Origin of the sequence: Anabaenopsis elenkinii CCIBt3563 (genome assembly GCF_015245355.1) — a bacterium.
Classification (GTDB): domain Bacteria; phylum Cyanobacteriota; class Cyanobacteriia; order Cyanobacteriales; family Nostocaceae; genus Anabaenopsis; species Anabaenopsis elenkinii.
The window spans coordinates 1630637-1648218 of sequence record NZ_CP063311.1 but is presented as its reverse complement, the minus strand read 5'-3'; the positions used below and the strand labels follow the sequence as shown (position 1 = coordinate 1648218).

The window sequence follows — 17582 nt, the reverse complement described above, 5'->3', positions numbered from 1 at the left end:
TTTTCTAACCATTCTTACCCACCTTGAACTTAGGATAAGCAATACGCTTGTGGTGAAATTGCTGCCAAACATCCACAAAAATCCGGCTAATTTCTGACATTTCTTGTCTTGTCAGTCCTGAGTCTACCATTTGATTATCTTGCCATTTGCCACGGATAACATTATTTAGCATGGTTAAGGCTTGTTCTGGAGTAGCATCTTTAAGCGATCGCAGCGCCGCTTCACAAGAATCTGCTAACATGACTATGCCAGTTTCCCGGGATTGGGGAATCGGTCCATCATAGCGAAAATCAGCCTCATTGACTATTAAGCTGGGGTCTTCCTGGGACATTTGTAGTGCTTGGTGATAAAAATAGGCAATCAATATTGTTCCTTGATGCTCAGGAATAAAAGCTTGAATAGCTGTGGGTAAAAGGTGTTTTTGCGCCATCACCAACCCTTCACTTACGTGCTTTTTGATAATTTCTGCACTCTTCCAAGGATCTTTAATCTCTGTTTCATGTTTGTTAGACCCTCCCATTTGATTTTCAATAAATCCCAGGGGATCGTGCATTTTGCCGATATCGTGATACAGAGTTCCTGCTCTAACTAGTTCTACATTACATCCGAGCTTTTTGGCTGCAGCTTCAGCTAGAGTAGCCACCAACAGGGTATGCTGAAAGGTTCCAGGGGTTTGAGTAGCCAGTTTTTTTAATAGGGGGCGATTGGGATTAGCTAGTTCAGCTAGTCGAATGGGGGTAACTAAATCAAATAGTTTTTCTAGATAAGGACTTAAGCCCAAGGCTACAATACTCCAGGCTAAACCAGATAATGCAAATAATCCTGCTGTCTCAAGTACGCCATACCAACCTGCGCCAAATACCGCACCGATAAGCAGCTTCATGATCAGGTACATACCACCTTGAGTCGCGGCGATCGCCACACCCAATAATGCCAATTCTTCGCGCGATCGCAATTTTTGCGCCATGGTACTCCCTAATACTCCCGCCGCCCCACCAGCTAACAGGGAAATTATGCTGATTTCCACTGTCATTGGTAGAATTAGCAACAGCAGTACCACTACAGTAGTACCTAAGGCAGGTGCATAAAAGCTACCCAACAGTAACCCCACCGCGCTCCAAGTGGTATATGTTAAGCCTAAGGCTATGACTGCTGGGGTAGTAAGGGTAAGTAGCAGTACTAAAAGGTAATCACGCTGCCGCAATTTACACTTGTTTTTTTTCCCAACCACAACAAAAATCCCAATTGCTGCTGTGATCATACTGGCTAATTTCATCAATTCTCGCCAGTTATTCTCCCTACGAATTAATTGATAATATTGCAGGACATCAAAGTGCCATTGAGTAATATCTTCTCCTTTGGTAACAATCAGATCTCCTTGCTCTACCTTGACCATTACAGGTGATACTCTATCTGACACTTGCTGTATTTGTTGTTTCGTTTGTTCTTCATCAGTCTTGAGATTGGGTTGCAGCACAGCTAATAACACGTTAGTTACCAAAAGTTCGGCATTTTTGGGGATATTTTCCTGGATGTTCAGCTTGACTGCATTCTCTAGAATACTTGCAGGTAATCCCGGGGGAATCCCCTGAGCCAGAATCCTATCAGCGCTCTGGCGAATTCGTGTTTGTGCTTGCTGCCATTCGTCATCTGATAATTTTAGGAGAGTGGTTTGAGTGTAAACTTTCTGGGGACTGGCTAACTCTTGCTGTAACAGTTGGATTCTTGCTTGGCTATATTTTTGCCGTGCTTGGGAGGTTTGCAATATGAGTGAATCCAAATTTTTCCCTGAAGTGGCGGCGCGATAAGCTTTGAGTTCTGCTACTGCTTGAGCCAAGTCAGTGTTCTGGGTAATATCAACGGGTTTTTCATCCCTAGGAGACACAAACAAGGCTAGATTAGCTGAACCCGTAGATGATGGAAATAAGGGCAGTTTTTCTGCTAGGCTCGTTCTGTCTCTATTTCCGGGGTTACTTCTGTTTGGGTTCACTAACAAGCTTGACTGGTTTGGGGTATTTTTTCCTAAACTTGCCAGTAAGGTTTTCCATTCTGCCGCAGAACAGGAACGAAGATAATGCTGGGTAGGAATAGAGACGACTGTTGTATCAAAAAACGGAAAAACTCCAGCCAATGTACGGATACTATTGCCTTGCTCCAACAGTTTGTGTAAATTTTTGTTGATAATTTCCGTCTTTTGGGCATCTACCATCAAAACTGGTATGGAGCTTTTACTGGCGGCTTGGCGTTTGGCTTCTGTTTGTGCTTTATCCTCAATGCTAGCAGTATAGGGTGCTTTGATGGTTTCCGGTGCTGGAGTACCTACTGTCAGTTGGGGTTGATTGTATAGTTTATGCCCCATGACCCCAGTTAGAGATAGGATAGCGATGACCAAAACCACAGAGGAACGCTGAGAATGCAACCAGCCTGGATATAGTACGTCAATCCCCCATCTAGTTCTGCCCTGTTTTACCATGCTTCTGAGTGCTATTTCTGGTTTTTGGTGTTTGCTGTTGTCAAAATCCTGAGAAAATCCCTGCTTTTTCATAATTTCTGGCTGCTGACTTTGATAACTCAAAACAAGACAATCATCAAAGAACCCCTAGGTTTTGTGGATGCGATCGCTCGCATTACCACAGGTAACAGAACATCAGTCATGGTATCTACCTGAAGCCAATTGCACACCATAGCTACCTACATCAGGTTATTTTTAGAGAGGATAAAACTAATAAATTTTCTACTTATTCAGTGGTATTGTGGGCTTCTAGCTGCAAAGCTGACTATCATCTTAACGGGACTGAATAACGCGAGGGGATGCAAAGACGCAAAGCGGAGCCTGTTCTTCATATCTCAGACATCGCCCCTGTGGGTACTCATTCAAATGTAGTGGGGGATCATACACTCCTGACCATACAGCAACCAGTACATCAGCTAATTCTAGCACTGGAGTCATGGAATTATTAGGGGATAATAAACCATGCCATTTTACAGGAATACCTAAGCTACTATTGTAAGCCCCTGATAATGCACCAGTAATTATACTGATAGTTGCAGAATGTAAATTTCCAGTTTCTCCCTCCCTAGTATGCTCTCTGTGAGCAGCACGCAAAACCGCGAATTGCAGGTCTTCCACAGTGCTCAGAAAGCAGTAAAACCCCATGATAATAGCATGACCAATATCATCCTCTCTACTAAATTCTGCTTGTACTGTTTCTAACCCAACTCCTTGATATAACAAATTATTCAGTTTTATTAATTTATCTGGTAAGAGTGTGGATGTGTCGCCAATAAAGCTGATGATTTCGGGTATGAGGGTTTGAGGATGAAGTTCTTCTGTGAGGGATTTGGCGATCGCGTATCCTACTGCTAGTGTGCCATCCCTGATCACTGGTTCACCGCCCCATATTGGCAACATCTCCAGTAATTGTTGACGTAGGTGGGTGCTGTGATCATGAAAAAAAAGTGCCACTGGTAATGTGGCAATCATAGCTCTGAGCAAAAGCCCATCAGTACAGTTTAAATCAGGAGATGCTTTTAAATGCTCGTCTGGCCAGTTATCTAAATCTAATTTACCTAGCTCTATTAAGTTTTTAGTACCCAGAAGGAGTATTTGGCTAACATCACAGCTAATATAATCCTGCCTTTTGCCATCCTTTGCTAAAATCTCACCCAGTAATGCTCCTAATAAAGCACCTTTAAACCTATTAATCAGTGGGTAGCGCATAATAAAAATTATAATTGTCGCCGTCGCTTTCCCTCCGCATCAGCAGTACACAAGGCCGCTAGGACACTTTCAGGGGTAATTTCACATGGTTCATTATAAATGGTTTCGCCGGCACTACAAGCCTGCTGCGCCGCTAAAAATAAGCGATCGCGACTAACTCCCTCCAGTCCTAAATCAGCTAGGGTAGTTGGTAATCCCACCGACTCACAGAAGCCAAAGACCCGATCAATCACCGCACTTGGGCGATCAGTTAAAATTAGCATTGCCAGCACCCCAAATGCCACCTTTTCACCATGCCAAAACTTCTTAGTTTCTTCAAGCACTGTAAACCCATTATGAATGGCATGGGCTGCAGCCAGTCCGCCACTTTCAAAGCCGAGTCCACTCAGTAACGTGTTTGCTTCAACCACCCGTTCCAAAGCCGGAGTAACTACATTTTGTTCACAAGCGGTTTTTGCGTGAACCCCATATTCTAACAAGGTTTCATAGCACAGATGGGCTAGACTAAAGGCGGTTATCGGACCCATGCGCCCGGTCATATTTTTAGCGCGTTTAATCTGACAATCTTCTGCTTCAAACCAGGTAGCGAGGGCATCTCCCATACCTGATACCAGAAAGCGGACTGGGGCTTGGGCGATAATACTTGTATCTACTAAAACCAAGTCTGGGTTGCGGGGTAAGACCAGATAGCGTTCCCATAGGCCTTCGGGGGTGTAAATCACTGATAGGGCGCTACATGGGGCATCAGTTGAGGCAATAGTGGGGACAATGGCGACGGGAAGTTTTAATTGATGGGCGGTAGCTTTGGCTGTGTCGATGGTTTTTCCGCCTCCCACACCGACAATTAAATCTACTTGATAACTTGTAGCTGTTGATATATGTTTATCAATTTCGCCATTGCAGCATTCACCCCCAAAGCGTTTGAGATATACTTCGACTTTTCCCGCGGTGAACTCTTCAATCAAGGGTTGGAATTGCCCAAAAATCACCGGATCTATGATGACAAGGGCTTTTTGACCTAAACGACTTAATTCTTCACCGAGCAACTTGATAGCATTGCTACCTTGAACATATCGGGATGGGAAAATGGCAGTAGTAATCATGGGCTACTCCTGATTCCAAATAATTTTATATATTCGCGTTAAATAATGCCGACACTAGGGCTACCTGATACCTATCAAATCAATCTTAAGCCTAGTTTAAGTCTAGACAGTTTTACTTACCGCAAAATATGACAAATTTTTAGGAAAATCAATGTTTTTTAACTTGATTTCTTAAGTGATCCACGAGAGCCTGTAAACCTAACAAATAACTTTGCACACCAAAACCACTGATTTGGCCGATAGACACGGGCGCAATGAAAGAATGGTGGCGAAAATCTTCCCGGCGATAAATATTACTTAAATGTACTTCCACTGTGGGTAGATTCACACCGGCGATCGCATCCCGCAAAGCCAGACTTGTATGGGTATAAGCCCCCGCATTAATTAAAATTCCCTGATGTTTTCCTAAAGCCCCATGAATCTGATCTACCAAAACCCCTTCATGATTTGACTGCACAGGAATTACTACCGCTTGCAACTCCAAAGCTTTTTCTTCTAACAAGCGGTTAATTTCAGCCAGAGTCAAGGAACCATAAATTCCCGGTTCTCGCTGTCCTAGTAAATTTAAATTGGGCCCGTGCAGTACTAAAATACTAATAATTGGCGAAGACGAGTTCAATTTTTTCAGCTCTTAACGACGACGCGATCGCTCATTAACAGGAATCGGAATTAGTTCCGGTTCTGGCTCTGCTCCTGGCCCTAGTAAACCTTCAATGAGCTTGCGTGCCAACGCTTTTAGCTTTTCTAGCACTTTATCTATATAGTCCATTGAACTGACTGCTCCTGAGATACTACCTCAATATTTTGACTAATGGCTACGCATAAATCGCGTATTTTTGCACCTCTAGTTTGAGAACAGGCTGACACCAACTGCACCATTCTACAAGTCAGCCACTTCTAGAATTAGCTTTTGTGATCAACCCTACTTTTTAGAGTATCACATTACAAGTTGTAACGGGTAAACCCCCCATATTTTATCTACGGTATATAATAATGCACAAGTTATTTAGTCAGACATCATCATGGCACGGTAAATTTATGGAAGGGGTAACAGCCCATAGTTAGTAAGTGTGATCACCACTATGGACTTGTCTTCACCTTAACTCAGCTTGTTAGTCATTTTTTTTAGCCTTAGTCTGAGATGACTTAGCAGTTGACTTGGTTCGAGATGTGGTAGATGTAGTAGTCTTGCGAGTAGATTTCTTTGTAGACGCTTTCACTGCTAATAATTCTAGGGCTGTAGATAGAGTTATATCTTCTACCGAATGACCTTCTGGGATGCCGACATTAACTTTCCCATGCTTAATATAAGGACCATAGGGGCCATCATAAATATTCACTGGCGTACCCTCCTGGGGGTGCATACCCAACTCACGTAAAGCGGTCTTGGAATTGCTACGGCTGGCTCCGCGTCCCTTTTTCGGTTCAGATAATAATTCTAATGCTCGTTCCAGGGAAACTGTCAGCACATCATCACCAGCTTTGAGGGAGCGATAATCTTTTCCTTCCTTCCCCTGGTCGTGAACAACGTAAGGACCAAAGCGCCCCAAACTAGCTTTAATTTTGTGACCTGTCACCGGATGAACTCCCAAGGTCCGGGGTAGAGCCAACAGACCCACAGCCATATCTAAAGTAACATTTTCCGAGGTGACTCCCTTGGGCAAAGATGCTTGTTTGGGTTTGGGATTTTCCTCAGTTTTATCACCCAACTGTACATAGGGACCATAAGCACCAATTTTCAGATAAATGGGTTCGCCAGTTTCTGGATGGCGACCTACCTGGTCTGGTCTGGTGGTTTTTTGCCGCAGCAGTACTTCTACCTGTTTGGGGTCAAGGTCAGAGGGTGTCAAGTCTTTGGGAATTGAGGCAGTAACCACAGTACCATCATTCTCCATTTCGATGTAGGGGCCATATTTACCAATACGGACTTTAGCCCCTAAATTTTCTAATAATATGGTTCTGGCAAGAGTGGCATCAATTTGATGTTCTTGTTCTTTAACTAGAGTGTCTAAACCTTTGTCTCCTAGATAAAATTGCCGCAAATAAGGTAACCAATTAACTTCCCCTGTAGCAATATCATCTAGAGTTTGTTCCATCTTGGAGGTGAAACCAGGATCGACAATATCCGGGAAATAATTTTCTAGAAGATTTGTGACGGCGAAAGCCGTGAAAGTAGGAATCAAGGCATTACTCACTAATTGGGCATAACCCTTATCGATGATTGTACCGATGATACTCGCGTAGGTACTAGGGCGGCCAATACCCTCACTTTCTAGAGTTTTCACCAGGGTGGCTTCGGTATATCTAGCTGGGGGTTGGGTTTCGTGACCCACGGCTTCTAGGTCGGTACAATTGGGATGATCCCCCACTTTCAAACTGGGTAAAATTACCTCTTGATCTTCTAAGGCCGCCTCTGGATCATCGGAACCTTCTACATAAGCACGCAAGAATCCAGGAAAATCAATCCGCTTACCAGAAGAACGAAAGCCAGCATCTTCAACTTGCAACTGTACAGTAATTTGGGTTTGGCGACAGTCAGCCATTTGACTAGCGACGGTACGCTTCCAAATCAAGTCATAAACAGCCAGTTCCCGACCGCTTAAACCTGTTTCTTGGGGAGTACGGAAACTGCTCCCAGCGGGGCGAATGGCTTCGTGGGCTTCTTGTGCGCCCTTAGATTTGGTGGTGTATTGGCGGGGTTGGGGACTGAGGTAGTTTTTACCGTAAAGTTGTTCTACACAGGTACGAGCCGCGGTGATTGCCTGATCAGACAAATGTACTGAATCGGTCCGCATATAGGTAATATACCCTTGCTCATACAAATTCTGGGCAATCCGCATGGTGTCTCTGGCTGAGAGACGCAGTTTACGGTTTGATTCTTGTTGGAGTGTGGAGGTGGTAAAGGGTGGTGCTGGTTTACGTGTTACGCCTCGTTCATCGATGTTGTTGACATTCCAGGTTTTGCCCGTCAGCCTTTGTTTGAGGGCGATCGCTTGGGCTTCGTTGAGTAACAAGACATTGCGCCCGGAGGTAATTTGTCCGGTGGCTGAGTCAAAATCACTACCAGTGGCTACTTTTGTTCCGCCCAGTGTCACTAACACAGCGCCAAAGGGAGTTTTTTCCTGCACTAAGTTAGCTTTTAAATCCCAATATGTACCTTCATGGAAGGCTCGCCGTTGGCGCTCCTTGGTGACTAAAAGTCTCACAGCTACTGACTGTACTCTTCCTGCGGATAATCCCCAGGCGATTTTTTTCCACAGTAGGGGAGACAGGGTATACCCGACTAATCGATCCAAAATCCGCCGTGTTTCTTGGGCACGAACTAACTGCTCATCAATATTGCGGCAGTTTTTCAAAGCTTTTTTAATAGCTTCTTGGGTAATCTCGTGAAAGACCATTCGCTTAGTGGGAACTTTTGGCTTGAGCAGTTGGTATAAATGCCAACTGATGCTTTCACCTTCCCGGTCTTCGTCAGTTGCCAGAATCAGTTCATCTGCTTCTTTGAGGGCTTCTTTAAGCTGGGTGACAACTTTCTTTTTGTCTTTGGGGACTACATACACCGGTTCAAAGTCGGCTTCTACATTTACCCCCAGCTGGGCCCACGGTTCCGCTTTGACAGCGGCGGGAATTTCCGTGGCTGATTGGGGTAAGTCACGGACATGACCCATAGACGCTTCTACCCGATAGTTTTTTGGTAGGTAGTTGCGAATGGTACGAGCTTTGGTCGGAGATTCGACGATGACGAGAGTTGACATGGAAATTTCAAGAAAAAGAGTAGCTATGCTAGCTAAACAGTCAAATTGATGTGATTATGGCTACGCCACGCAAGCTATCGGTGAAATGTCAAGATAAAACGTCACGCTTAGGGCTGTGATTTAATCTATGGCTACGCCACGCAAGCTATCACACGTTAATCCTCACCAGATGAAAATACACCAAGTTAATGGCGCGGTTCTTCCTAGAGGATGGGTTGGGGAAATGCTGGCGATGAATCACCAGCTATTTCAATCTTTAACTTATCTGAGGCAGAATTGGCGAATCTAGTTTGCAAAATCCCCCTCAAGTTTCATCTGACGGGTGATGGGTGACGGGTGAGGGGTGACGGGTGAGGGGTGACGGGTGACGGGTGACGGGTGATGGGTGAGGGGTGATGGGTCGGAAGCTTAGAAGATGTTTGTCAAGTCATGATTAGTGTATCGAATATTATTTTACCCCACCCTAACCCTCCCCTTGTCAGGGGAGGGGACTGGATTTGATTGTTTTTCGTGTGTTCGGTGTGTTCCCTAAGATAAAAATTACCTGTTTAATACTTTGCAAACATCCTCTAAGAGGATGTTTGATAAGTCATGATTAGTGTATCAACTATTGTTTCACCCCACCCTAACCCTCTCCTTGTAAGGGGAGGGACTGGATTTGATTGTTTTTCGTGTGTTCGGTGTGTTCCCTAAGATAAAAATTACCTGTTTAATATATGGTTACTTGAGCTTTCTTGACTTGACAAACATTCTCTTAGTCGATCGCCTCTGTATGGAAAGGTTGATCTATGATTCTATGGCGTTGGGTTTCTTCTTGGGTTTAGTAGTTCTTTTACTTTTTGGTTTGCTGGGGGTTAATTTCTCTTGCTCGCTTTTAATTCGTTCTAGCAATAGGGATGCTGGTTCATCGTTAGGGTCTTGGGGTACTAGTTCACCCCGGAAGGCTTTGGCTAGGATTGATTGATTTAGTGTTTCTAGTTTCTCGGCTGCTTGCTTATGCTGTTTTTCTATGTTGTCAATAATTTTGAATAGAGTCTGAATTTTTGAAACTATTTCTTTTTGTTCTTTTAGTGAGGGAATAGCAATGGTAATTTCTTTAAAGGCATTTTGAGAAATATTACGCATTGAAACTTGATTACCAGTAGCTCGACTTTCAATTTCTTTTCTTCCATCAATTGATTTTAGATAAAAATTAATAAATTCTTGATTAATTTCTAGAAATTTAACACGCCAAACCTTATCACTTAGCATGATACTATAATTAATTTCATCAACTACAACTGAAGCCCCAACAAGTTCTATTGTGTTCGCTCTGGAAATAAGAAAATCACCTTTTCTAATAAAAACATTAGAATCTATTTTTGAATCATCTATTACTGTTTTAGTTTCTGTAGGGTCAAATTTACCCCAAGTTACTGCACTAATTTTGACAATACCAACTGTATTATCAGTGACAGGTACTTCAAGGCAAGAGAAGTTTTTCCCAGCTTGGATGTTTTGAGTAAATAGCTTTAACTTTGCCCAAGCCCAAGAATGATGTAAAGTCTTTTTATCCTCGTTAATCTTTTGATTAATAAGATTAAAATCCTGTCCTAGTTTTTCTGATGTTCTTTTAAGTAAAACTGAAGCATGTTCAACGTCTGGATTTTGTTCGCGCCACTCTTTGGTTAAATCACCTCGGAAGGCAGCAGCAAGGACAGATTGACGAAAGCGATCGCACAATTGAGGTATACTGTCTAAGGCTTCCTTGGCTTTTTGAGTGCGATCGGTTAACTCTTCTATTTTGGTTACTATGCGTTTTTGTTCGTTTAGTGGTGGGAGGGGGATTTTAGTTTGTTCAAATTTACCTTTGGTAATATGTGCCAAACCTACCCCACCATGTGCTTTATTAATAAGATATTCAAGATTTTGGTTAATAGCTAGTAGGAGTTACGCATTGACAGAATAACAAAATAGTGAATTGATAAATATAGGTCGTCTACTTGCTAGGTATCAGACAATTAGAAAAATCACGAAACCATCCACAGCGCAATGCAATCTAGACCTATACACCTTATTTTTACTGTCAGAGCCAAAGTTTGGGGGGTGCAGTAGGTTAGCAGAGATATTAGGAGACGTTTCACATGATAGTGTGAATCGCTTTTTATTGAGAGAGCGATATGAACCGAAAGATTTATTCAACATTATAGAAAAAGTTATTAACTTGGTAGGAGGAATACTAAGTGTAGATGATACAGTGATAGAAAAGATTTACAGCGACCCCAAAAATGCTGAATTAATCGGTTATTTTTGGTCAGGTAAAGCCCATAAAACAATTATTGGCTTAAATTTAATCACTCTATATTACAGTGATATTCATGGTAATTCAGTGCCAATAAATTACAGAATATATGATAAAAAGGAGGGAAAAACAAAAAACGATTATTTTAGAGAAATGGTAAGTGAAATAATAAGCTGGGGAGTCAAACCCAGAATTGTAACAGGTGATAGTTGGTATTCAGGAGTAGAAAATTTGAAATTCCTAAAAAACCAGAAATTGGGTTTTCTCTTCGGAATTGAAAAAAATAGAACTGTTTCAAATGAGCCACACAAGTATTGTCAAGTAAGCACTCTGGCTATTCCCGAAGAAGGATTAAGGACTCATCTGAAAGAATTTGGATTTATAAAGTTGTTTAGGAAAGACTTTAAAAAAGAAGACTCTAGACACTATATTTTGTATCTTCCAGATGAGGAAAGAATCGAGGATATAACTAGAAATGAATTTATGACAATTCATGATACTCATTGGGGAATTGAAACCTTTCATCGAGCCATAAAACAAGTATGTGGAATTTGTCGGTTCATGGTTAGGGATACTCATGCAATTAAGACTCACATCTTTTGTTCACTTCAAGCTTTTGTTAAGTTGGAGTTTATGCGCTCTGAAAAAATAATTAGCAATTGGTATGAAATACAACGGAATCTGTTTACTTTAGTTGTACGTGAGCATATTTTTGCTAATCTTAATAGCGATCGCATGATCTAGATATCATAGATCATATTTTTTGTCAATGCGTAAGTCCTAGAAAAGAAACTTTACCTTTAATTTCTTACCATTTACCTTCTTTAACCCTAGGAAAAACTCACATCATCCCCATTCAGTAACATAACTAAAGCTTCCATCTCCTGTGTGGCAAATTGCAGTTTTGCTAAAATCTCAGCAGCAATTACCTCTGGTTCCGGTAAATCCCCAGATTGTAAACTATCATCCCGTAACCAGGAAATATCTAAATTTTCATGACGTTCTGTAATATACTCCCTGGTAAAGCAGCGAAAACGCCCATCTTCACCCAAATCTACCCGGGGACTATCACCATTGGGGTCATCCCCATAGCACTGGTCAAACTCAGTAAAATGGTTACGAGTCAGGGGGGAACGTTTACCAAAGCTCGGCATATTAGTACGCATATCATAGATCCAAACTGCCTTAGTGTTATCTTTTTCTGTTGTCCCCCGTTGGAAAAATAACACATTAGTTTTGACACCCTGAGCATAAAATATACCAGTTGGTAACCTGAGAATAGTATGTAAATTACATTTATTCATCAAATCAGCGCGGATAGATTTACCTTGTCCATCCTCAAACAGGACGTTATCCGGTAAAACTACCCCTGCTCTTCCCCCTGGTTTCAGTGATCTGTAGATGTGCTGTAAAAATGCCAGTTGTTTATTAGAGGTGGAATAGGTAAAATCATCCCTGGAAGGTAAACCCCCTCCTTTTTTTGTCCCAAAGGGAGGATTAGTAAGAATGACATCGGCTTTGGGTAATCGCTGTCCTGTTGAAGAAAGGGTATCACCTAAATTTACATTACCTTCAATGCCGTGTAACATCATATTCATTAACAGCAAGCGGTGAGCATCTTGCACTAACTCCATACCATAAAGCGCTTGATGCTGTTGAAAGTCTTGTTGTGCTTCTGTCCAGTCAAAGGGGTCATGGTATTGACGGATATAGCGATCGCTTGCAATTAAAAACCCACCCGTACCCGCTGCGGGGTCTTGTATTAACTCTCCTGGTTGTGGTTTGAGCAGGTCAACCATAGAATCAATTAATGGTCTGGGGGTAAAATACTGACCCGCGCCAGATTTCTTTTCATCGGCGTTTTTTTGTAACAGTCCTTCGTACAAATCCCCAAACTCATCTCGATGATCCGAGAACCAATCTAAACCATCAATACTGGTTAGTAGTTTTTTGAGGATGCGGGGTTGCTTGAGGGAAGTTTGAGCATTAGCGAAAATTGTCTGTACTCTTTGAGCGGAATTTTTAGAACCTAACATTAATAGGAGCGATCGATAAAATTCTAGTTGTTCTACCCCATTCTGAGCAACTAAATCACCCCAGCGGTAACCCTCTGGTAATTGCTTTTCTGCTCCTGTTTCCTGAGCCATTTTCAGAAATAGCAGATAGGTTAACTCTGTGACATATTGTAGGTATGTAACGCCATCATCCCGTAAAACATCACATAGATTCCACAGCTTTTGTACAATATCAGAGGTAGCTACCATAATTCAGATCAGGATTTTCCCCAGGATTAACAGCGGACAAGATAGTTAGTTAGTGGGCTATAGCCCAACTACGAATTTAATTATTATTCCATAAATAAACTAGATTCTACATGAAAAAAATCTCCCAGCTTCCGCGCTTGTTCTGCATTTATTTTCTCTTGTCCATTCAAAATATTATCAACTATATCTTCTGTCCCTAAAACCGGTACTAAATCTTCTCTATTTTTATCAGATTCCTCTAAAAGAAATAACAACATAGAACCAGGATTATTCTGCTGATTAGGCTGATAATATTCTTGTTCAAACTTCTCAATTAAAATAATTAACAACTGATAAACTTCATTTTCTTCAGGAGTGCGCTCCCGGTGCATTAAATCTTCTACCATCGCTAAAGCTTGCTCATTTTCTGCTTCAGTTTTAATCAGCTTGGGAAGATAAACTGTTAATAATTCCCTGTATTTATCTCGATTAAAAGTAAGGGTCATCTTTCCAGTTCTCCTTATCATATTCGGCGTGAGTGAGGATATACTTAATATAAATTAACTGCCCTTCATAATCTATACTAAGAGGATGTTTGATAAGTCATGATTAGTGTATCAAGTATTGTTTTACCCCACCCTAACCCTCCCCTTGTAAGGGGAGGGGACTGGATTTGATTGTTGTGGTGTGTTCCCTGTTCCCTGTTCCCTGTTCCCTGTTCCCTGTTCCCTAAGATAAAAATTACCTGTTGAAAACTTATCAAACATCCTCTTAAATATCTTAATGGGCTGTGGAACTTTGGGGGAGCTATCCAGTCAGATCCCAAATATTTTCATGGATTTGGGTGATAATAGTCTCTAAATTCCCATCAAAAACTTGATTAAGTCTGTTAAATCCCCCATGGGTTTTAAACTCTCCTTTATCCAGAGCTTCCCGATCGACAATTGTTTCCGCCTTAATCTGTTTACCAATTCGTTCTAACCACTGACGTTGGGGGGGTGTCCAACTCCGACTAAACAGGACTTTCTTCATGGCCTGATCTACCCGTTCTGAATAGGGTCTTAAAGCATCGCCTAAGGTAGCTTGACGAATATAGCCAATAATAGAAGCTGCAATTTCTTGATTATTTGTTTCTCGCCATGCAGTTTTGAGGTTAGTTTCTGTATATCCTGCTGTATCTAGGAGGATTCGCAGTTCTTTGAGTTGCGCTCTAGTCAACTCCCGGGGACGCTGTGTCACAACTATCAAAGCGGGAACCTGATTAATGTTATCTGTCAAAAAAGCCTTAAAGCTCTCTAAATAATCTTGGGGAGGTTGAGCATTACCATAACTCTGCTCAATCCCCACCAATTCATCACTATGACGAGAAATTAAAATCCGTTGAGTTCCACCATCCCGACGGTCTAGAATTTGGGCGATCGCCTTTCTTTGTTTCCACCATTCCTTCACCTGGTCTGGTGTACTTTCCTTGAGATGGGGAACTATATTTGATAAAGGGATTCCCGCGATCGCTTCTAACTGTTCTCGACTGTTAGGGGATAAATGTTTGCGTTGGCGTTGAATTTTCGCCAGTAGTTGGTTAATAACTAGTTCTAAATTTTCCGGGGTGTGGACAGTTTCCAACTCCTCCACCAATTGAGTAAAGGAAACATTGGGGTTAACTACCACAGGTTTCATAGTAGACACAGGGGCGATCGCCTCATATAACCGCACCGCATCAAAAATTCTAAATACCTCTTTGCCAATATCATCACATAGACGAGTCGCCCTGCCTAACATTTGTTCATAGAGAATCCGGGAATTAACTCGCCGAATAAACACCAGATTACAAATTGAGGGAACATCAACTCCCGTGGTCAGCAAGTCTACAGTTACAGCCACTTTGGGGTTAACTTCATTGCGTAACTTCCGAATTAACTGTAATGGTTTATCCGCATTACCTGTAATTTTAATTACTGCTTCATCCTCTATGCTGCCGTATTTATTCTGAAAAGCTTGTTTAAGTTGCTTAACCACAATATCTGCATGATAATCAGTCACACAGAAAACCAAGGTTTTTCCTGGGAGAGATGGATCAATATACTCCGCTACAGCTTCACAGACAACCCGGTTAAAATCTTCTGTAATTACCTTGCGGTTAAACTGTTCTACTTCCAATTTTACGTTATCAGGGGCATTAACTAAATCAAGTTGCCCAGTTTGAGGATTAAAAAACTCCATTTTCTCCCCGGCTTGCCAAGCTATCCCCTGTTCAGATAACCTGGTGCTAATCTTGAAAGGCTCTTCGTGGTCAATCAACCAACCATCGATCACAGCTTCTCGATAGCTATAGATGTAAACAGGTTGACCAAAAATTTCTGAGGTGTGGAGTGCGGGAGTTGCAGTTAAACCAATTTTTACAGCGTCGAAATGCTCTAACACCCGACGGTATTTTGATACATAATCCTTAAAGTCTCGAAACTCCAATTCGCGATCGCTTAATTCCCGATCTAGTACATAGCCCCGGTGACACTCATCCACTACAATACAATCATACTGGTCTGGGGTAATTACAGATGCACCATCACCAGGGTAGAGAATCCGCTTGACCATACCTTGCACCGTAGCAATATGAACCTTAGTATCTCTACTTGGTTCAATATCTTTTAAGTTTTTAATCTCGAATATATCAGCAAAAGTTTGTAAATTCTCCATGGGAGAATCCTTAAAAGCATCGTCAGCTTGTTCACCTAAGGCGCTACGATCAACTAAAAATAAGATCCGCCGAAATCGCTTAGTTTTGAGTAAGCGGTAAATTAAAGCAATACAGGTTTTAGTTTTTCCTGTACCTGTGGCCATTGCTAAGAGTAGTACCCGTTGTTCCCTAGCCAAAGCGGACTCTACAGCTTGAATAGCACGAATTTGATAATCACGTAGTTCAAACCCATACTTAAACCCTTCTTGGCTTAAACGGTGATTAGCCTGATCAATATCTTGAGCTAAAACATCTAGTAAACCTTCAGGACTATACCACCCGGTGAGGCATAGTCGCAAGTTAGTAGGACGACGCAAATCACAAAACCAGATTCCGCTCTTAGTTTCCAGTTGCTGTAAATATGGTCTACCGTTAGTAGCAAACACAAAAGGAACTTTGTACCGTCCCCAAGGACCACCAGCAAACACCTCCTCCCCCAAAAGAAACCCTTCGCTGTAGCGTTTAGCTTGGTTTAATGCTCCTTGGGAAACATCCTTACTTTGACGTTTCGCTTCTACTACTCCCATAATCTGCAACCCACAGAACAAAGCATAGTCAGCGCGTCCATTAGCTGTGGGATATTCTGCGATCGCTAGGTTTCTTCCCTTTTGAGGACGGACACCATTTTGATAAGTCAATTCTTCGGTGTTTGCTTCCCATCCCGCAGCTTGTAATTGAGCATCAATGAGTTTTCGTGTTTCTTGCTCATCCAATAACACCCCAATTTCCGCAATCTGTGCTTGGGAAATAGTCCGCTCAATGGTTTGTTGTGATTTTTCCTTCCCTTGAGCTTGGATTCCCACCAACTGACTCACAACTTCTTGGGTTTTAGCCTCAGCTTCCCGGGCTAAATCTTCCGCAACTATGCGCCGTTGGGCTTCTATTGCTGCTAATGCTTGCGCCGCTTCCACTGCTGAAAGTTGCTTTTTTACCTCATCTCGCAAGCGTGCTAATTCAGCTTTGAGGGTCTGGGTTTCTATAGTTGGGTCAGGTGGGGGAATAAACGGACCAGGCGCAAATTTAGGATGATCTCCAAATACCCGATGAAACCAAATCCCCAACGCACGAGCATATTTTAGACCACTTAAAGCTAGTCGGTGATTTCCTGAAAGCTCATGGGTTGCTGTATTACCAATTTTACGCAGTTCATGGAACAGTTGATCAACTTCTCCCTTGAGTAACCCGCGATCGCGCAACCGATTGAGCAAATTAATCTGGCGTTCATCCTCTACCTGATACAGTCCTATATTCGCTGCTGCTAATTGAGCCAGCAATTCACCAAACTGGCGTAACTTAATTAAACAGGTATTAGGGTCATCTGTAAAATATCTTTCAGCTAGAGTACCTAATCTTACCAGTTGTTGATTATGGACTGCTAGGAACGAAAAATTTAATGACTCAGACATTGGTTATTAGTTCCTTGGATAACTCCCCCACAGTAATTATACGGTACTTAGGGATTATGCAAGCAGCTTGTATTTTTAGTCTAAATCTAGAGTCTAAATCTATGTGAGTCTCAAAAAGTTTCACAAGTGTGGGATTACTCACATCTTGCACCTAAAAAGATGAATGTTAAAACCACAACTAAGGGAACACCGGAACACCGGAACACCGGAACAGACAATCAAATCCAGTCCCCTCCCATTACAAGGGGAGGGTGAGGGTGGGGTCAAATAATTTCCCCACAATGGATGACAGGGGAAGAATTTTTGAGAAAACCTTACAGAAATATCGAAAATATCCAG

At 42.1% G+C, this 17582-nt stretch carries 13 protein-coding genes; 2 read left to right on the top strand and 11 right to left on the bottom strand.

The features are described 5' to 3' along the window. Nucleotides 1–4: 4 nt before the first annotated feature. The 6 genes from IM676_RS07405 to topA all read right to left on the bottom strand — a co-directional run bounded on the left by IM676_RS07405 (nt 5) and on the right by topA (nt 8579). Nucleotides 5–2545 (bottom strand): HD family phosphohydrolase, encoded by a 2541-nt coding sequence (locus IM676_RS07405; protein WP_200989602.1) that lies wholly within the window; start codon nt 2543–2545, stop codon nt 5–7. A gap of 240 nt (nt 2546–2785) precedes the next feature. Then, complete coding sequence (locus IM676_RS07400; RefSeq protein ID WP_200989601.1) at nt 2786–3721, bottom strand: ADP-ribosylglycohydrolase family protein; 936 nt, start codon at nt 3719–3721, stop codon at nt 2786–2788. Nucleotides 3722–3729: 8 nt separating this feature from the next. Further along, nucleotides 3730–4824, bottom strand: coding sequence for a glycerol dehydrogenase (locus IM676_RS07395; protein WP_200989600.1), 1095 nt, complete (start codon nt 4822–4824; stop codon nt 3730–3732). A 148-nt stretch (nt 4825–4972) separates the two neighbouring features. Next, nucleotides 4973–5443: a type II 3-dehydroquinate dehydratase gene (gene aroQ / locus IM676_RS07390; RefSeq protein WP_404799828.1), complete on the bottom strand. Its 471-nt coding sequence runs from the start codon at nt 5441–5443 to the stop codon at nt 4973–4975. A gap of 12 nt (nt 5444–5455) precedes the next feature. Next, nucleotides 5456–5593: a hypothetical protein gene (locus tag IM676_RS07385; protein ID WP_200989599.1), complete on the bottom strand. Its 138-nt coding sequence runs from the start codon at nt 5591–5593 to the stop codon at nt 5456–5458. Between the two features lie 343 nt (nt 5594–5936). Further along, complete coding sequence (gene topA / locus IM676_RS07380; RefSeq protein WP_200989598.1) at nt 5937–8579, bottom strand: type I DNA topoisomerase; 2643 nt, start codon at nt 8577–8579, stop codon at nt 5937–5939. A 127-nt stretch (nt 8580–8706) separates the two neighbouring features. Here topA and IM676_RS07375 point away from each other — a divergent pair, with 127 nt between their 5' ends. Continuing rightward, a complete protein-coding gene (locus IM676_RS07375; protein ID WP_200989597.1) occupies nt 8707–8868 on the top strand; it encodes a hypothetical protein in 162 nt (53 codons plus the stop codon). 497 nt (nt 8869–9365) lie between these two features. On the opposite strand, the gene IM676_RS07370 is transcribed toward IM676_RS07375, so the two are convergent. Continuing rightward, complete coding sequence (locus tag IM676_RS07370) at nt 9366–10472, bottom strand: restriction endonuclease subunit S (RefSeq protein WP_225880509.1); 1107 nt, start codon at nt 10470–10472, stop codon at nt 9366–9368. 106 nt (nt 10473–10578) lie between these two features. Between IM676_RS07370 and IM676_RS07365 the strand changes: the two genes are divergently transcribed. Then, a complete protein-coding gene (locus tag IM676_RS07365; RefSeq protein WP_200990017.1) occupies nt 10579–11604 on the top strand; it encodes an IS701 family transposase in 1026 nt (341 codons plus the stop codon). An 86-nt stretch (nt 11605–11690) separates the two neighbouring features. Here the strand turns inward: IM676_RS07365 and IM676_RS07360 are convergent, their stop codons facing one another. The 4 genes from IM676_RS07360 to hsdR form a co-directional block, all read right to left on the bottom strand. After that, on the bottom strand, nt 11691–13124 hold the full coding sequence (locus tag IM676_RS07360) for a class I SAM-dependent DNA methyltransferase (protein ID WP_200989596.1): 1434 nt from the start codon (nt 13122–13124) through the stop codon (nt 11691–11693). Between the two features lie 83 nt (nt 13125–13207). Further along, a complete protein-coding gene (locus IM676_RS07355) occupies nt 13208–13609 on the bottom strand; it encodes a helix-turn-helix domain-containing protein (RefSeq protein ID WP_200989595.1) in 402 nt (133 codons plus the stop codon). Then, on the bottom strand, nt 13593–13658 hold the full coding sequence (locus IM676_RS07350) for a hypothetical protein (RefSeq protein ID WP_404799840.1): 66 nt from the start codon (nt 13656–13658) through the stop codon (nt 13593–13595). The genes IM676_RS07355 and IM676_RS07350 overlap by 17 nt, the downstream gene beginning before the upstream one ends. 252 nt (nt 13659–13910) lie before the next feature. After that, the gene (hsdR, locus tag IM676_RS07345; RefSeq protein WP_200989594.1) at nt 13911–17243 is read right to left on the bottom strand and encodes a type I restriction-modification system endonuclease; all 3333 of its coding nucleotides are present in this window, start codon (nt 17241–17243) and stop codon (nt 13911–13913) included. Nucleotides 17244–17582: the final 339 nt, after the last annotated feature.